The sequence below is a fragment of the Undibacterium sp. Ji50W genome (genome assembly GCF_049340445.1).
Lineage (GTDB): Bacteria > Pseudomonadota > Gammaproteobacteria > Burkholderiales > Burkholderiaceae_D > Undibacterium.
Window position 1 is genome coordinate 116,871 of record NZ_JBMPOX010000012.1, and the last position, 17,257, is coordinate 134,127.

Genomic DNA, 17,257 nt, shown 5'->3' on the forward strand with positions numbered 1-17,257 from the left:
AATTTTGTGTCAAATATGCCGCAAATCTGGTTAATAAAACGGCAAAAATTGCACCAATTGTTAAACAATATGAGTTTTTTGCCGATGGTGGGCGGCAAACTTCTGGCATACTTTGGCTTTAATATTTCCAATTGGAAATGGTGCGGTGGCAGGCCAGGAGTCATGATGAGACAAGTCAATGTTTGCAAAGTTCTTGCAATTCTTTTTATTTCGGCAGAATTTTCGACATCGTCGGCACAGAATGTCACGTTCTCTATCGACACCCAGGTTGAGCGCAAAGCCATCAGTCCACTGATTTATGGATATAACGCTTATGCCGACGGCAGCAACCGGGCTGGCCTGGCAAATCAGGGTGGTTTGGCCAGCCTGCAAGGCTTGAACTTGCGCTCGCGCCGTCTGGGCGGCAACAATATGACCAGCTATAACTGGGAAAATGGTGTCAGCAATTCAGGCGCTGACTGGTGCAATTCATCCAATGCTGGCGTGAGCGCCATGACCGGTGCCGGTGACCCTAACCAGGCTGCCGGGCTGGCTTATTATGCGCCTGGCGCTGCTCTCAAGAATTTTCATGACCAGTCACTGGTGCTGGGTACGTATTCCCTGTTGCAGTTGCCTGCCGCTGGCAAGTTGCCAAAAGATATCGTTAATTTAAATCCACCTTCTACCTGCAATAATTCCCAGCTATGGCAAAGCACGGCTGGGCCGGCCAATCTGGATGCTGCGCGCTGGGTAGACATCGTCAATGACAAGCCGGCCGCTGTTGGTGCCCTGAGCCTGACACCAGGCCTGACGGATGGGGTGGTGTATATCGATGAAGAAATCAATTTCCTGTTGCAACAGTACGGTGCAGCAGCGACTGCCAGCGGCATCAAGGGTTACGAACTCGACAATGAGCCAGACCTGTGGCATCACTGGGCCACCAGCAGTGGCGACAGTGGCACCCATGCCAATCTGTATCCGCAAGTGAGCACCGTCAGCGATGTGCTGCAAAAGAATATCGCCCTGGCAAATACCATCAAACGCATGGATGGCGGGGCTGAAACCTATGGCCCGGCCATTAGCGGCTACCTGGGTCTGTTCAGCTTGTGGGCAATCTGGGATGGTTCGCAATCACACCAGCCGGCGGACTGGGCACAATACAATGTCGAACCCTATGTCAGCAATGGTAGTGGTGACCTTTATCGCTACAACGGCATGACCATGGCAACTGCCTATCTGGCGAAGATGCAGCAGGCTTCCCAATCGGCAGGCAAGCGCTTGCTGGATGTGTTTTCATTCCATTATTATCCGCAGGCTTCCAGCAGCACCACCGATAGGGTGCAGGCAGCACGTAGTCTGTGGGATGCCACTTATGTGGAACCGACCTGGATCACCCAGTCGGGCAATGGCTTTACTGATGGTCGTGGATTGCAAATGCTGCCCAAGTTGCAACAGGCCATCACGGATTTTTATCCAGGTACCAAACTGGCGGTTACCGAATATGATTTTGGTGGCAAGTCAGATATTACCGGGGCCATTGCACAGGCTGATGCCCTGGGCAGTTTTGGCAGGCAGGGTGTGTACCTCGCCACCTATTTTGGTGATGCCGAAGGTTTTATTGCCTCCGGCTTCAAAATCTATAGAAATTACGATGGCAATAAATCGGTCTTTCCTGCCACCTCGATCAAGGCTGTTGCCAGCAACAATGCCAATGCAGCGGTGTATGCGGCAGTCGATGCCAGTGACCCGAATGTCATCCATGTGATTGCCATCAACCGCCTGGCCAGTGCTCTTAGCAGCAGTTTCCAGCTCAGCCATCCGGTGACGCTGAAATCGGCCCAGGTCTGGGGTGTCAGCGGCAGTAATACTGCCGTAACTGCCAGAAGCGGCCTGAACAATATTACGCAAAACAAATTCAGCTATAGCCTGCCAGCACGGTCGGTGTTGCATTTTGTGCTGAAGCCTTGATCAGATCGTAAACACGTTCTGAGGAATTCAGCTTTGCAGCACTTTAAGAATCAGCTTGCCATTGTTTTCACCGGTGAATAATTTCTGGAAAGTTTCAGGAAATTTTTCCAGTCCCTCGACAATATCTTCACGGCTTTTCAGTTTGCCAGAGCTGATCCAGCCACCCATGACCATGGCAGCTTCCATGGCGCGTGGGTAAAAGTCGGACACCATCACGCCTTTCATCGTTGCCCGTTTCACCATCAGGTTCAGGTAATTCGATGGTCCTTTGATCGGGGTGGTGTTGTTGTATTGTGAAATCGCTCCGCAGATGACGACGCGGGCACCAAAGGCCAGCTGTGCCAGAGCGGCATCGAGAATATCGCCGCCGACATTGTCGAAATACACGTCTATGCCATTCGGGCAGTGCTGGCGCAAAGCGGCGCTCACATCTTCCGTCTTGTAATCGATGGCCGCATCAAAGCCCAGTTCTTCAGTCAGGTAACGGCATTTATCGGCACCACCGGCAATACCGACCACACGCGCCCCCTTGATTTTGGCAATCTGGCCGACGACGGTACCGACAGCACCGGCAGCACCCGATATCACCACCGTATTGCCTTCCTTGGGTTGCCCGACTTCAAGCAGGCCAAAATAAGCCGTCATGCCAGGCATGCCCAGCGTACTCAGGTAGAGGGGCAAGGGGGCCAGTTTGGCATCCACCTTGGTGATGCCCTTGCCATCGGAATACGCATATTCCTGCATGCCCAGTATGCCGCTTACGTGGTCACCGGCGACAAATTTGGGATTCTTGCTGGTGACGACCTGGCCGACTGCCAGTGCGCGCATGACTTCGCCGATGGCGACAGGTGGCATGTAAGAGTTTTTGCTTTCATTCATCCAGCCACGCATGGCCGGGTCAAGCGAGATATACAGGTTCTTGATCAAGACTTCACCGTCCTGCAAATCGCGCAGTTGCTCGGTGACATAGTTGAAATCGCTGGCTTTGACACTGCCCTGAGGGCGGCTGGCAAGCTGAAACTGGTAGTTGATGGTGTTCATTCTATTTTCCCTGGCGGTTATTGTTAGGTAGCAACGTGTTAGGTAGCAACGTGTTAAGCAGCAAAGCGCTGACCATGAAGAACAGTATAGGCAGGATATTGTTGCCTGATAAGGTAGACATATCGCATAATATTGTTGCTTATAACGGGACAATAAACAGGATGATTCCATGCTGAATCCACAACACCTGGCTGTGTTTGCCACCATCGTGTGTACTGGCAGCATCAGCAAGGCAGCCATACAACTGGGCTGCGGCAAGTCGCTGCTATCGCGGCAATTGGCCGCCCTGGAGCAGAATTTGGGTGCACGCTTGCTACAGCGCTCCACCCGCAAGCTGACGCTGACCGAGATCGGTGAGCAGGTCTTGCATGAAGCGCAGCGCATCGAGACAGCGCTGGCAAATATTGAACAAATGGCCGGGCAGCACCAGCAAGAAGTCAGAGGGCGTTTGCGCGTTACTTGCCCCATGCCTGCCGTTGCCAGGCTGGTACCGGTCATGACCGAGTTTTGCCGCCGCTATCCGCACATTGATTTTGCGCTGCAAGTTGAAGACAGACTGGTGGATTTGATAGCAGAACAAATTGATGTCGCCATTCGCGTCGCCCATCTGGATGACTCCAACCTGATCGCGCGCAAGCTGGTGGATAGTCAGCGCATACTTTGCGCGGCCCCTGCCTATCTGGCAAGCGCGGGCCATCCGGTTGTGGCCGAGGATTTGAGTCGGCATGCCTGTCTGCTGTATATCAACGCTGGCAGGGCAAATGATGAATGGACTTTGCTACAGCACGGTGAAACCAGGAAAGTCAGAGTGAGCAGCCACTTTCAATCCAACAATGGCATGGCCCTGGTGGCTGCCGCTTGTTCTGGTGCCGGTATTTTGCTGATAGACAGGCTGATAGTCAGCAAGCACTTGCAAAGCGGAGAATTGGTGCCTGTGCTGGACAATTATCAATTGCCCAGTGGTTCACCGGTGTATGCGGTTTATCCGGCGCGTGACTGGCTGGCATTGAAGACGGCCACTTTCGTGGCCTTCTTGCAAGAGCGATTATTTAGCAGTGTCTGATGCTGCCAGTGGCTGGCCTTTGCCAATGTTTTGCTCAAGGAATTTCTCTACCCGTCCCCAAAAATCGATATTGTTTTTGAGCAGGAAAAAACCGTGACCTTCTTCAGGGTATTCCACCCATTCCACATTGGCATTTTTTTCCTTGATCGCCTTATAGAATTTGGTGCCATGATCTATCGGTACGCGGTGGTCACGTTTGCCATAAGCCATCAGTAAAGGGCGGGTCAGCTTATCGGTATTTTGCAAAGGTGAAGTGGCTTTCAGTTGCGCTGCATCCTTGACCTGGTCACCGATCAGTACAGGCATGCCGAACCATTTCCACTCATCTGAAAAATCACTCCAGTGGATGTCGTACATCAGGTTGATATCCGTCACGCCTACCCACTCTATGCCACAGCGGAAAATGTCCGGGTCTTTGATCAGGCCCATCAGGGTGGCATAACCACCATAACTGGCACCCGCAATGCAAATACGCTGGGGATCGACGTAGCCTTGGGCAACCGCCCATTTGGCCGCATCGGCAACGTCATCCTGCATAGCAAGTCCCCACTGCTTGATGCCGGCGCGGAAATGTTTTGTGCCATAACCGACGCTGCCGCGATAATCCGGTTCTATGACTGCATAACCGCGTGAAGCGAGAAATTGAGCTTGTGGATCCCAACTCCAGTGGTTGCCGCGTAAATACGGGCCGCCATGCACTAACACTACGGCGGGCAGGTTTTTGCCAGGACTGTTTTTCGGCAGGGTCAGATTAACTGGTATCTGCATGCCATCGCGGGTCGTGTAGTTCAGCATTGCTTTTTCAGCCATTTGCTCGGGCTTGATGTCAGGCTTGCTGACACCCAGGCGTACCAACTTACCTGTGCTGAAATCAAACAATTGCCATACACCTGGTGCAATATCTGAATAAGAATGGACCAGCGCAATATTGGTTTTCAGGTCAGAAGGAAAATGCAGGGAGTTATACGTGTCGGGCAGCAGCGCATCAATCTGTTTTTGTTTCTCTGCGATGGAGTCATCAAACCATAGTGTGGCTGGCCGGCTCATTTCATAACGCAGGCCCAGCACTTTCTTTTGTGGCCCGTTGTAGACCAGTTGCCCGGAAAAATCATAGCCTTTGAGTGAAATCACAGGCTCAGATTCCAATTGATTCTTTTCCAGATCAAAACGATATAGTGAACTGAGATCTTTACCATTGTTGGCCCGCACGTATAAATCACCTTCCGGGCTGAAAAAAACAGGGGTAATTCTGTCGTACGAAGTCCAGGTTGAGGTGGCCAGTGTGCGCCAGGCATTTGTTTTCGGATCTTTATAATGAATGATGGATTTTTCGTTCTCGGTCGTGACCGCAATCCGTGCTACGCCAGCCTTGTCTATGAGCCAGGTATTGACCTTGCCGGGACGGGGGACCAGTTCAGTATTGCCCGTCATGGTGTTCAGGCGATACAGATCAAACACATCGGAGCCTGCTTCTACTGCCTGGATCACATAAATATCCGGCGATGTGGAACCATGGGCAATATCAAGGAAATGGGTGTACCAGGGTAATTCATTACCGACAACCTTGGTATGTCTGCCAGTGAATTCATGTGTTACCAGGCGCAGACGTTTGCTGCGGTCTTTGTTGACGGCATACAGGCCGTGGCCAAAAAAGCGTTGAGCTTCCTTGTATTGCAAATCCGTCAGGTCATAGACCAGCCTGTCATTATTAATCCAATGGAAAGTCCTGACATCCTTGTCTTCATAATTGGCAATAATTTCAGGGCGCAGTTTGCCGACTTCCAGTACGGCCAGTACCATGCGGTCATGGGCACCCTTCATGATCATGGCAATGTTTTTACCATCAGGTGACAGGCGGGCATCGCTGAACTGGGATTCTTTGAAAAAGCTGGCGATAGGGATGGGCTCAGCCGCCGCATACGATATCGGGGCGTGGAGTACAAACAGGCTGCTAAAAATGCTGAATGCGATTTTGCAGGCCACTGGCTTATAAAAATTGTGCATGTGCGCTTTGATTGCGTGAATGGAATTCTGCATTGTATACATTTTAAAAAAGACAAAAATGTTTTTTAGGCAGTATTTTTACTGCAATAAAAAAGGTCTGTGCAACTCTCGCCGCACAGACCAATTCATTGAAACTGAAGGTGAAACTTAGCTGAAGGTGAAACTTAGTTTTTGACTTGCTGTATCAGCACACGCAACATGCTGATCAACTGGTCAATTTCTTCCTTCGTCACATTCAGTGCCGGCATGAAGCGCAGTAGGTCAGGGCGGGGTGAATTGAGCAGCAAGCCTACCGGTTCCATATCGCGTGCAGCCTCCACCAGTTTGCCGCCGATGCTGTCGCCCAGCTTCAAGGCGCGTAGCAAGCCAAAGCCGCGTTCACCCTGCATGCCGAATTCGGCAGACAATTGCTCCAGTTGCTGGCTCAGGTACTCGCCTTTTTCCTTGACTGCTGCCAGGAAGCCGGGCTTGGTCAGTTCCTTGAACACGGCAATGCCGACGGCGGTCATCAACGGTGCGCCGTTGTAGGTGCCGCCCTGGTCGCCAGGAACGAAGCAGGCCACTTCTTCACGGCACAGCAAGGCACCCAGTGGTACGCCGCCACCGATACCTTTGGCCAGCGTCATGATGTCTGGTTCTATATTTGACAACTGATAGCCGAACAGTTCACCGGTACGCCCCATGCCGGATTGCACTTCATCCACGATCAGCAGGATGCCGTGTTTCTTGGTCAGGGCGCGCAAGGCTTGCATGAATTCCGGGCTGGCAGGAATGACACCGCCTTCACCTTGTACCGGCTCCAGCATGATGCCGACGGTTTTGTCGGTGATCAGCTTTTCTACCGAAGCGATATTGTTCAGATCTGCCTTGGGAAAACCGCTAACTTGCGGGGCAAAAATCGTGTCCCAGCCTGGTTTGCCGGACGCCGACATCATCGCCAGGGTACGTCCATGGAAGCCATGGTCAAAGGTAATGATTTCAAACGCGCCATTCTTGTTCAACTGCCCCCACTTGCGTGCCAGTTTGACGGCGCCTTCATTGGCTTCGGCACCGCTGTTGGTGAAAAACACGCGATCAAAGCAAGAATTTTTAGTCAGCAGATCGGCAAACTCCAGCATCGGTGCGTTATAGAACGCCGGGGAAGGGTTCAGCAGTTTTTTGGACTGGCTGACCAGGGCTTCGTGGATGACGTCGGGGCAGTGGCCCAGGCAATTGACGGCCCAGCCTTGCAGATAGTCCAGATATCGCTTGCCCTTGTGATCAGTCAGCCACATGCCCTTGCCTTCGACGAACACGAGTTCGGGGCGCGGTGTGATGTACATCAGGGAATTTACGTTGTACTGACTGAATTCCATTTCAAGACTCCTAAGGTCGTTACAGTGGGGGGAAGGACAAAAAATCAGGATAAAAAAAAGCCACAGGATGGAACCTGTGGCTGGATATTCGTGGTGCCGCTTTTTACGCGCACGCTCACTCTTACATCGGCCCAGGCTCGCTTGGCGAGACGCGACGTCGTGCAATATTTGGTGAAGACATGTCAGTAAAAATTTTCATAAAACGGATAGTAGGACTTTTTGCGCACTGCGTCAAAATAATTTTGTATGATTTTTTGTATCAATACCTGCCACATGCTTTTATGACATGCAGCAGGCTGACAGGGTCAATTCGCCAGATCTGCCTCTGAGGTAAAGGAATCTGCATAGAACTCGTCCGCAGGTAACTGGCACTGTGCCGTGAAGTCACGTTTGGCTGATTCCACCACGACCGGTGCGCCGCAGGCATATACCTGGTAGCCCGACAGGTCGGCATGATCGGCTATGACAGCCTGGTGTACAAAGCCTTGACGGCCAGTCCAGCCATCTTGTGGCAGGGCATCAGAGATCACCGGGATATAAAGGAAGCCAGGCAATTGCGCGGCCCAGTCCTTGCACAGGGCATCCATGTACAGGTCGGCTGGGCGGCGGCCACCCCAGTACAGGCTGACAGGGCGTTTGGATTCGATATGGATCAGGTGCTCCACCAGTGCCTTGATCGGGGCGAAACCGGTACCGGACGCTAGCAGGATAATGGGCTTTTCGCTATCTTCACGCAGGAAGAAGGTGCCTTGCGGGCCCTCAAAACGCAGGATGTCGCGTTCCTTCAGTGTGGAAAAGACCTGGTCGGTGAACAGTCCGCCCGGCATATGGCGCACGTGTAAGCTGATATGTTCATCCAGGTGAGGGGCATTGGCCATGCTGTAGCTGCGGCGCTTGCCATCCCGCAGCATGAATTCTATGTACTGGCCGGCGCGGTATTGCAGGCGCTCGTTGGCAGGCAATTGCAAGGCGATGAGCATGACATCGTCAGACAGTTTTTCCAGTTTGGCAATGCGGCTAGGCATTTTCTTGACAGGGTAATCACCGTCAGCAACGATTTCGCGTGCTTCTATGGTCAGGTCGGATTGTGGCCTGGCGCAGCAGAACAGGGACATGCCCTGTGCCTCTTCAGCTTCTGGCAGGGCACGCACCTGATGCGGGCCGTGTTTGACCGTGCCGCTGGCTACCTTGCCTTTGCACGAGCCGCAGGCACCATTTTTACAGCCGTAGGGCAATACTATGCCAGCGCGCAGGGCTGCTGACAGCACGGTTTCATCTTCGTCACAGCTGAATTGACGACCACTAGGGGTGACAGTTACTTGAAAAGTCATCGGGTATGTTTTGAAATAAGTAGGGTCTGTTCTGGATACCGCAACGCTTACGCCGGGCTTGCTCTGCCAAACGAGGGCAGACAGGAATCAAACGGGAGCACATGATAGCGTAAATCCGGCAAGACCAAAAGCGCGCATACTGACAGCACTTGGGTGACCGTCACTTATTGGCAGGAAGGCATGAAAATAGAGCGCGTTACGGTATATTATCTGCTGAGTACGATCAGTATCTGAGTATAAATGAGGAGGGGGCGGACCTTACCATTTTTGCGGGGTATTTAACTTATGTTAATTATTTCCTCCAGGGAACCCAGTACAATTGTCATATTGAGTGCATTCTTGGCTCAAGTGCCGGTTTTCTTGTTTGCAGAATGCGTTCTGACGAAGAAAATGGTGCTTCGCAATAGAAACATGACGGCAGTGTCGTCGTAAAAGCTTTAAAGGAGTTGATATGAGCTGGTTCCTGAATTTGAAGATCGCCTACAAATTGTTGCTTTCTTTTTTGGTGGCCTTGAGTCTGACACTGGCCACGGGCATTTTTGGGATTGTGCAAATCTCGCGCCTGAATGTAGCTTCCACCGGTGTTCTTACCGACACCTTGCCCAGCGTGCGTTATGCCCTGCTGATGAAGGCAACCCTCAACCGCATGCGGGTGTCCGAACTGCAGCACATCCTGTCCAACGAAGAAGCTGATTACAGCTACTACGAAAAAAGCATAGAATCCCGCACCACGGAATTCATGGGCTATGAATCCAAGTACCGCCTGCTGGTCAGTTCGCCGGAAGAAAAACAGATATTCGATTCTCTGGCACAGTCCTTCACTTCGTATGGAAATGCCAGCAAAAAATTGCTGACCTTGTCGCGGGCGGGGAATACTGAAGAAGCACGCAAGGCGATCCGCGGTGATTCCGTCAAATTATTCCGTGGCGTGAATGATCTGGTCGATAAACTGGTGGAACTGAGCCAGGCGGAAAGTGAACGTGCCCTGGTGACCAATGACAGCCTGTTTTCATCGTCCCGTTTATGGATAGCCGGCATCCTGGCGGTTGCCATGGTACTCAGCGTGATCCTGGCACTGTGGATTGCACGCCTGATCAGCCGGCCATTGCGTGCCGCAGTCAGCATTGCCGAAAGCGCTGCCAGCGGCGACCTGACGGTATCGATTGAAGCCGGTTCTGAAGATGAAATCGGTCAGTTGTTGCGCGCCATGCAAACGATGAATACCAGCTTGCAGAAACTGGTAGGCCAGGTACGCGAAGGGACCGACGCCATTGGCACAGCGTCGCAAGAAATTGCTACCGGCAATCTTGATTTATCGGCCAGGACCGAACAACAGGCAGCATCGCTGGAAGAGACCGCATCGGCGATGGAAGAACTGACTTCCACCGTCAAGCAGAATGCAGATAACGCACGTCATGCCAATAGCCTGGCTGCGTCCGCCACCACGGTGGCGGGCAAGGGTGGTCAGGTGGTCAATGAAGTGATCGCGACCATGAGCTCCATCAATGATTCGTCCCGCAAGATTGTGGACATCATCAGCGTCATTGACGGCATCGCCTTCCAGACCAATATTCTTGCGCTGAATGCCGCCGTCGAAGCAGCCCGTGCCGGCGAACAGGGGCGCGGCTTTGCCGTGGTCGCCAGCGAAGTGCGTAACCTGGCGCAACGCAGTGCCTCCGCCGCCAAGGAAATCAAGGAATTGATCAATGACTCGGTAGAAAAAGTCGGGGCCGGCAGCAAGCTGGTGACCCAAGCCGGCAGCACCATGGAAGAAGTGGTCGACAGCGTGCGTAAAGTCAGTGACATCGTCAACGAGATCAGCTCTGCCACGATGGAGCAAAGCAGTGGCATAGAAGAAGTCAACACCGCCATCATCAAGATGGATGAAGTCACGCAGCAAAACGCCGCACTGGTGGAAGAAGCCGCTGCTGCCGCGCAATCCATGCAAGACCAGGCCGTACAACTGACCAATGCCGTCAGCGTATTCAGGCTGGATGCAACTACTGTGCGCAGGGCTACGCCAAGGTAGACAGGGGTCGGCCGAGGTAGGTCGAACTTAAGCGGCGCTGGTCAGTGGCAGTTTTTTATGCTCAGTGTCGCTGGAGTGCTGTCTTTTTTCAGCAGATCGGATTCCGCCATTTTCGTCAATCGCTGCAATTCGCCATTGGCTGTGAATTGGCTGATGGTGCCAGCGATAGTCGCCGCCAGCGATTTGTGCCTGATATTCAGGTAATGATGGGCGGGCTGGACCAGCAAGACCATTTTTTCTGAGATGGCGTCAGCCCCCGCTATCTTGTTCATGGCCCGGTAGGCGCTATACCTGGAATCCACGGCCACATCGATACGGCCAGCCACCAGCATCTTGAAAAGACTTTCCGAGGTATCTGCAAACGTGATTCCGGGCAGGCCTTCGGTGGCATTCTGGGCGTTCATGATGCCACGGACCACACCTACTTTCAGCGTCTGCAAATCACTTTTCTTGTTGATGCTGAGATCGCGGCTTTTTATCGCATAAGCCAGTGTTTCAACCACGATATAGGCTGGGTCTATGCGCAAGAGTTCCGGGTGTGCTGCGGCATAATTGGGTGGGCGCAGGGCTTCGCCGTCAATATGCCCGGCCTTGGCTTCTTTGGTGGCTCGCAGGGGCGGCAGGTTGATAACGCAAAAACGCAGCCCTGCCTGCTTGTATACTTCACTCAGTATGGACGCGCCAACAAGCCCGGTGGCAGAGTCGACATTGACTGAAATCTGCAGGGGTGCAGGCGTTTCTGCGACAAGATTTGTCGCAAGTAGCAAGGCCATCACATTCATTGATTGTTCCTTGTTTGTTCCTTGTACCGGTTCCTTGCCTGTCCCCAGGCATCTGTACCCGTCAACGTCAGGAGTGCAATGCAGTCCCGCTGCCGGATGTAAGATCGTAAGGTTCTAAGCGATGTAGCAACAAATAGTGCCATATTCCTTGTAACTTGACTGTGGTAAAAGCGCAAATCTTTTACTGCGCAAACGCGTCACTCTTTAGTGCCGCTCTCTCGTGCCGACACCGGGTGTACGGATGGTGTTTGATCGGTCAAGAAAATGTGTCCATGGCTGCCTTAAAAATCATAAAGAGAAACTTTGGCATACAATCCTGGACATGACAAAACAATGTATGCAAATCGGCAAGCCGCGCTTGCTTATCGTGGGTTGTGGTGATGTCGGCATGCGCCTGCTGCCTTTGTTGCAGACGCACTTCCGGGTATTTGCCCTGACCAGCCAGGCGGCCCGCTGTGCCGAATTGCGGGCAGCAGGGGCAGTGCCCATCCTGGCCAATCTGGACCAGCCGCATAGCCTGGCCCGGCTGGCCGGTTTGGCAAAGCGGGTCGTGCATCTGGCACCGCCGCGCAGTGAAGGGGATACCGACATCCGTACCCAAAACCTGATTGCAGTTTTGGCTGACCAGAGCCAACTGGTCTATGTCAGCACCACCGGTGTGTATGGTGATTGTGGCGGTACCGAGTTTGATGAAACCAGAAGCGTGAAACCGCAGAATGCCCGGGCAACACGGCGGGTAGCGGCAGAGCTTAGCTTGCGTGCCTGGGCCAGGCGCAGCCAGTCCTGTTTGGCCATCTTGCGCGTGCCCGGTATTTATGCGGCAGAGCGCCTGCCACTGGAACGCTTGCACAAGGGGACACCAGCCCTGACCGAGGCTGATGACGTATACACCAATCATATCCATGCCGATGACCTGGCGCAGTTGATACGGCTGGCACTGTTTCGTGCTTCACCCAACCGTGTTTATCATGCGGTGGACGACAGTGATATGAAGATGGCAGCCTATTTTGACCTGGTGGCGGATAGCTTTGAACTGCCACGCCCGCCGCGTCTGCCACGGGCAGAACTGGCGCAACAGGTCAGTCCGGTATTGCTGTCTTTCATGTCGGAATCGCGGCGTTTGCGCAATCAGCGCATCAAGCTGGAACTGGGGGCTCGCCTGCGTTATACCTCGGTCAGGGAAGGCGTGCTGGCTGCGCTGGAATCCAGCGGCAGGACGACAAAGAAGACCGAACCCTGACCTTCTTCGCTGTGGAAGCCGATTTCGCCCCCCATTTTTTCTATCATGGTCTTGCTCAGGCTGAGGCCCAGCCCGGTCCCCGCATATTTGCGGGCAGCCTTGGCATCTTCCTGGGTAAATTTTTGAAAAATGCTGCTTTTGAATGCTTCTGAAATACCGATGCCATAGTCCTGCACTTCAATCCGGGCATGATTTGCATTGGCAATGATGGTGACATCAACCCGTCCGTTCTCACGCGAAAACTTGATGGCGTTGGACAATAAATTCGACAAGACCTGGGTAAAACGCTGCGAATCTAACCAGACCGGCAAGGCACGTTCTGCCAGCAGCTTGCAGCGTATGTCCACGCCAAAATTTTGGGCATAACCCAGGTTTGACTGTATGGTGTGTTGCACCAATTCGTCCAGCAACAGGCTTTCAAAATGAAATTGCATGTTGCCGTATTCAAGTTTTTCAAAATCCAGCAAGTCATTGATCAGCTTGGTCAGGCGTGTGGCATTGTCGTTTGCCATGAGCAGCATGCTGCGTGCCTTGTCAGGGATTTCCCCGGCGACGCCACCCACCAGCAAACCCAGTGCCCCGCGTATGGAGGTCAGCGGTGTGCGCAATTCATGCGAAACGGCAGATACAAATTCAGATTTCAGTTTTTCAGCCCTTTTTTTCTCTGACAGGTCATGCATGATGATGACCAGCAGCACTTTCTGCCCAAGCTTGACGCGGGTGATGGCCAGTTCTACCGGTACTTCCTGACCGTCTTTTTTGATGGCCATGACTTCTTCGCGGTCGCTTTTCCCGCTTTCTTCAAATGACATGTCAGGCGGCGAGCTGGTCAAATGGCGTACCAGTAACTGGCACGAACCAGGATCGGGAAACAGGGTCAGCAAGTTCAGCCCAGGCAGGCTGCCATGTGTATAGGTGAGCAGAATTTCCGCCGATTGATTGGCTGATTCGATGACGCCATATTCATCGGTAGTGAGTATGCCTTCTGCCGCATTGTCGAGTATGGTGCGCATTCTTTCTTCACTGTCGTGCAGTTGCGTGGTTCTTTGTGCGACCAGTTTTTCGACGCCATAGGTGTGTGCGGTGGCGACCAGCAGATAGGTACCCAGCAGGCCGGTGAACAGCAGGCCACCTATCATGGTGATCCAGGTGATCCAGGCGACATGGGATTTCCAGTATGCGGACGAAGGCTGGGCCAGGAAGGCATATTGCCTGCCCCCGAAATTGATGGTGGCCTGGAACAGGTAACGATTATCGATTTCTGCGATGTCGTCAAGGAAGATGCCTTTTTTCCCGGGATAAGACAGGTCATAGAATTTGACCATGACATTTTTTAAATCTTCAGACGTGAGGTTATCCTTGACCAGCTCCGCCATGCGTAACTTGCTGACGGCAGTACCGGAAAATGCAGCTTTTCTTTGGTCGATATTATCCAGGGGCTTGCCATGTTCATATACCGGGGCGAACAACAGCACATGCAGTTGCTGGTCGCCAGCTTCCAGCGATGTCAGCGGGTCGGTGACGGTCAGGCTGCCACTGTCACGCGCATCTTCGATGGCGTTCCTGCGCAATACGCTGGAACCCATGTCATAGCCGAAGAATGCCTGATTGCTAAGAAATGGTTCTATGTATTTGATCGGGTAATACTCATCCCTGACTTTTGCTTCTTCCAGAGACTGGCGTTCATTCATTTCCAGTATCTGGAAATTGGCAAAGCCTTCCCGCAGCACCGAGACTTCAAAATTTTCCCGTTGCGCCAGCGTGACTTTGGGTACCCAGGCCAAAAAGGAAATCGCTTTTTGATTGGCTAAAGTGTGGTTGACGAAAGTGCCGAATTCACCCCTGTTTACCTGGCTGGAACTGGCATACAGACGTTCAATATTGCGCATGATGTCGGAGTGATTGTCCAGCCGGTTTTGCAGACTTTGCCCGACGCGCTCTGCTTTCAGGCGAAATTCAAGCTGCTGTTTTTGCTCTTCGCGATAGCGGGTAAAAGCGAATGCCGTGACCACCAATAGCAGGCAGACAAACAGCGGTAGCATGACACTCCACCTTCTGGCACGCCAGATGGCGCGCGGTTTGCCATACAGGACCATGACGATGGGCGTAATCGTCAACACCCCAAAGGTGTCGCCGGTCCACCAGGCTATCCAGTTGTTGATGAATTCTGGCCAGGGGATGATATTCAGGGCTGCCAGGGTGGTCACACCGATGCTGGCGCTGATCAGGCAGGCGACCAGGGCACCGTAAAAAAAGAACTGGAAGATACGCTTGTCGGTGCCAAGTGACAGGTCATTCTGTAAGAAATGGCGCACCATGCGGCCGCCAGCAGCGGCTTGCAGCACGGCACCGGTAGCGACGACGGAAGAGGCGATCCAGGCACTGGCATCCAGTCTGCCACTAATGGCAAAATTGATGAGCAGATTGGCAAGCAGAGCACCGGCGGCCACCCCGGGCAAGAGCCGGTAACCACAGGTCAACACCACGCCCAGGGCAACACCGGCGGGCGGGAAAATGGCGATCGAGTAGCCGGGCGGGATGGCCAGCAGCAGCGAAAACCGTCCTAACACCGCATAGACCAAGGCGACTGCCAGGATGTGTGGTAGCAGTTGCCGGGTTGTGATGGAGGTGCTGGACGGAGCTGGCTGCATTCCTGCGTACCCTGAAAACTGCGCTAAATCAGTGATGAAGTCACTTTCAACACTTCATCGGCGGTGGTGACACCTTCTATGATCTTATAGGCACCGGCAATGCGCAAGGGTTTCATATCATCCTTGACACTTTGTGTGCGCAGGGCGTGGATATCGGCTGCTTCAGTAATGAGCTTGCTGAACGGCAGGGTGACGGTCAATAGTTCATACAGGCCGGTACGCCCCAGGAAGCCGGTTTGCCGGCATTCCGGACAGCCGACCGGGCGATAAATGGCTTGTGGCTTGGGAATACCCCAGTCTTCTACCAGCGACGACCAGACCGCATCCTGCATTTCTCCGTCCGGGGATTTGCAGTGTATGCACAGGGTACGTACCAGCCTTTGCGCCAGGATGCCGATGATGGTTGCTTCCAGCAAATAATACGGTACGCCCAGTTCCAGCAGGCGCATGATGGCAGAGGGCGCATCATTGGTATGCAGGGTGGACAAGACCAGATGGCCGGTCAGTGCGGCCTGTATCGCCATTTCGGCAGTGGGCAAGTCACGGATCTCACCCACCATGATGATGTCCGGATCCTGACGCATCAGTGCCCGGATACCGTCGGCAAAGCCGAGGTCGATGGAAGCCTGCACCTGCATCTGGTTGAACGAACCTTCCACCATCTCGATAGGGTCTTCGACCGTACAGACGTTGACGTCTGGTGTCGCCAGCGCTTTCAGCGTGGTGTACAGGGTAGTGGTCTTGCCGGAACCGGTAGGCCCGGTCACCAGGATGATGCCATGCGGCTTGCTGGTCAGGTGATCCCAGCGTTTCGCGTCATTGACGGGGAAACCCAGTTCGGGCAGGGTCTTGACCACGACTTCAGGATCGAAAATACGCATGACCATTTTTTCGCCAAAGACGGTAGGCAGGGTGGATAAACGCAATTCCACTTCCTGGCCATCATTGGTCCTGGTCTTGATACGGCCATCCTGTGGACGTCGTTTTTCGATCACGTCCATGCGGCCCAGCAATTTGATACGCGCCGTCATGGCGATCATGACCGTGGCCGGCACCTGGTAGACCTGATGCAGCACACCGTCGATACGGAAACGGATGATGGAAATATCGCGTTTCGGTTCCAGGTGGATATCCGAGGCGCGCTGGTCAAAGGCAAACTGCCACAACCAGTCCACGATATTGATGACGTGCTGGTCGTTGGCGTCCACCTGCTTGTTGGCTTTGCCAAGTTCGACCAGTTGTTCAAAGTTCTGGCGCAGGGCAGCATCATTCTTGTTGGACTTGCGTGCATCCTTGATCGATTTCGCCAGCGAGAAAAACTGGACGATGTATTGCGAAATTTCCAGTGGATTCGCCAGGACCAGGCGGATTTCCTTGCGCGTGAATTTAAGGATTTCCTGTTGCCATTCAAGATTGAAAGGCTCGGTGGTGGCAATGACGACTGTAGTGGCAGTGGACTCTACCGGCAGGATGTTGAAGCGGGTCGCATACGAAGACGACATCACGTCCGAAACATTGGTAAAGTCAATTTTCAGCGGGTCTATGCGGTAGAACGGCATGTTGACCTTGCCCGCAGCCCATTCTGTCAGCCAGTCCAGCGTCAATAAAATATGTGGGGCAATGGCGGAATGTAGTTTAGCCTGCGCCACTGCTGTCAGCGGATGCATGGAAGCCGGGCCATTTTTCAGAAATGCCTGGGTCGCATTAAAATGCGCTTTTGCTTCTTCTTTGGGGACGACGCCATCTGCCATCAGCCAGGTAAAAATCTGCTGAAGATTCAGGCTGCGGTGTACGGGTTTATTCATATTGTTTTG

General features: G+C 53.2%; 11 protein-coding genes and 2 pseudogenes. 4 read left to right on the forward strand and 9 right to left on the reverse strand.

Annotated features, from left to right (window positions below; all coding sequences use genetic code 11):
• Positions 1-165: 165 nt before the first annotated feature.
• A complete protein-coding gene (locus ACO0K9_RS17360) occupies positions 166-1,947 on the forward strand; it encodes a glycoside hydrolase family 44 protein (protein ID WP_422987165.1) in 1,782 nt (593 codons plus the stop codon).
• A gap of 27 nt (positions 1,948-1,974) precedes the next feature.
• Here the strand turns inward: ACO0K9_RS17360 and ACO0K9_RS17365 are convergent, their stop codons facing one another.
• Positions 1,975-2,988 carry an NADP-dependent oxidoreductase gene (locus ACO0K9_RS17365; RefSeq protein ID WP_422987167.1) on the reverse strand — a complete coding sequence of 338 codons (1,014 nt, stop codon included), beginning with the start codon at positions 2,986-2,988 and terminating at the stop codon, positions 1,975-1,977.
• Between the two features lie 169 nt (positions 2,989-3,157).
• Between ACO0K9_RS17365 and ACO0K9_RS17370 the strand changes: the two genes are divergently transcribed.
• Entirely contained in the window at positions 3,158-4,051 is an 894-nt protein-coding gene (locus ACO0K9_RS17370) for a LysR family transcriptional regulator (protein ID WP_422987169.1), read from the forward strand.
• Here the strand turns inward: ACO0K9_RS17370 and ACO0K9_RS17375 are convergent.
• From ACO0K9_RS17375 to ACO0K9_RS17385, 3 genes are all read right to left on the reverse strand, one after another.
• A complete protein-coding gene (locus ACO0K9_RS17375) occupies positions 4,034-6,055 on the reverse strand; it encodes an alpha/beta hydrolase family protein (protein WP_422987171.1) in 2,022 nt (673 codons plus the stop codon). The genes ACO0K9_RS17370 and ACO0K9_RS17375 overlap by 18 nt on opposite strands.
• 164 nt (positions 6,056-6,219) lie before the next feature.
• A complete protein-coding gene (locus ACO0K9_RS17380) occupies positions 6,220-7,410 on the reverse strand; it encodes an acetylornithine transaminase (RefSeq protein ID WP_422987173.1) in 1,191 nt (396 codons plus the stop codon).
• Positions 7,411-7,715: 305 nt separating this feature from the next.
• Entirely contained in the window at positions 7,716-8,741 is a 1,026-nt protein-coding gene (locus ACO0K9_RS17385) for a CDP-6-deoxy-delta-3,4-glucoseen reductase (protein WP_422987175.1), read from the reverse strand.
• 451 nt (positions 8,742-9,192) lie between these two features.
• Between ACO0K9_RS17385 and ACO0K9_RS17390 the strand changes: the two genes are divergently transcribed.
• Complete coding sequence (locus tag ACO0K9_RS17390) at positions 9,193-10,770, forward strand: methyl-accepting chemotaxis protein (RefSeq protein WP_422987177.1); 1,578 nt, start codon at positions 9,193-9,195, stop codon at positions 10,768-10,770.
• Between the two features lie 41 nt (positions 10,771-10,811).
• Here ACO0K9_RS17390 and ACO0K9_RS17395 read toward each other — a convergent pair whose 3' ends face one another.
• Positions 10,812-11,552 carry a substrate-binding periplasmic protein gene (locus ACO0K9_RS17395; RefSeq protein WP_422987179.1) on the reverse strand — a complete coding sequence of 247 codons (741 nt, stop codon included), beginning with the start codon at positions 11,550-11,552 and terminating at the stop codon, positions 10,812-10,814.
• Between the two features lie 322 nt (positions 11,553-11,874).
• On the opposite strand from ACO0K9_RS17395, the gene ACO0K9_RS17400 reads away from it, so the two are divergent.
• A complete protein-coding gene (locus tag ACO0K9_RS17400; protein WP_422987181.1) occupies positions 11,875-12,792 on the forward strand; it encodes an SDR family oxidoreductase in 918 nt (305 codons plus the stop codon).
• Here ACO0K9_RS17400 and ACO0K9_RS17405 read toward each other — a convergent pair.
• From ACO0K9_RS17405 to ACO0K9_RS17420, 4 genes and pseudogenes are all read right to left on the reverse strand, one after another.
• Positions 12,717-13,226 carry a sensor histidine kinase gene (locus tag ACO0K9_RS17405; protein WP_422987249.1) on the reverse strand — a complete coding sequence of 170 codons (510 nt, stop codon included), beginning with the start codon at positions 13,224-13,226 and terminating at the stop codon, positions 12,717-12,719. The two genes, ACO0K9_RS17400 and ACO0K9_RS17405, sit on opposite strands and share 76 nt — an antisense overlap.
• 15 nt (positions 13,227-13,241) lie before the next feature.
• Positions 13,242-14,117, reverse strand: a pseudogene (locus tag ACO0K9_RS17410) (histidine kinase dimerization/phospho-acceptor domain-containing protein); the annotation flags it as partial.
• A pseudogene (locus tag ACO0K9_RS17415) lies at positions 14,103-15,443 on the reverse strand (CHASE domain-containing protein); the annotation flags it as partial. The pseudogenes ACO0K9_RS17410 and ACO0K9_RS17415, both read right to left, overlap by 15 nt.
• Positions 15,444-15,466: 23 nt before the next feature.
• On the reverse strand, positions 15,467-17,248 hold the full coding sequence (locus ACO0K9_RS17420; protein ID WP_422987183.1) for a GspE/PulE family protein: 1,782 nt from the start codon (positions 17,246-17,248) through the stop codon (positions 15,467-15,469).
• Positions 17,249-17,257: the final 9 nt, after the last annotated feature.

Bases quoted from the DNA above. Each gene is read 5' to 3' on its own strand.
- ACO0K9_RS17405 (WP_422987249.1), bottom strand. From the start codon at position 13,226: ATGCAATTTCATTTTGAAAGCCTGTTGCTGGACGAATTGGTGCAACAC.
- ACO0K9_RS17380 (WP_422987173.1), bottom strand. From the start codon at position 7,410: ATGGAATTCAGTCAGTACAACGTAAATTCCCTGATGTACATCACACCG.
- ACO0K9_RS17390 (WP_422987177.1), top strand. From the start codon at position 9,193: ATGAGCTGGTTCCTGAATTTGAAGATCGCCTACAAATTGTTGCTTTCT.
- ACO0K9_RS17395 (WP_422987179.1), bottom strand. From the start codon at position 11,552: ATGAATGTGATGGCCTTGCTACTTGCGACAAATCTTGTCGCAGAAACG.
- ACO0K9_RS17385 (WP_422987175.1), bottom strand. From the start codon at position 8,741: ATGACTTTTCAAGTAACTGTCACCCCTAGTGGTCGTCAATTCAGCTGT.
- ACO0K9_RS17365 (WP_422987167.1), bottom strand. From the start codon at position 2,988: ATGAACACCATCAACTACCAGTTTCAGCTTGCCAGCCGCCCTCAGGGC.
- ACO0K9_RS17420 (WP_422987183.1), bottom strand. From the start codon at position 17,248: ATGAATAAACCCGTACACCGCAGCCTGAATCTTCAGCAGATTTTTACC.
- ACO0K9_RS17370 (WP_422987169.1), top strand. From the start codon at position 3,158: ATGCTGAATCCACAACACCTGGCTGTGTTTGCCACCATCGTGTGTACT.
- ACO0K9_RS17375 (WP_422987171.1), bottom strand. From the start codon at position 6,055: ATGCACAATTTTTATAAGCCAGTGGCCTGCAAAATCGCATTCAGCATT.
- ACO0K9_RS17400 (WP_422987181.1), top strand. From the start codon at position 11,875: ATGACAAAACAATGTATGCAAATCGGCAAGCCGCGCTTGCTTATCGTG.
- ACO0K9_RS17360 (WP_422987165.1), top strand. From the start codon at position 166: ATGAGACAAGTCAATGTTTGCAAAGTTCTTGCAATTCTTTTTATTTCG.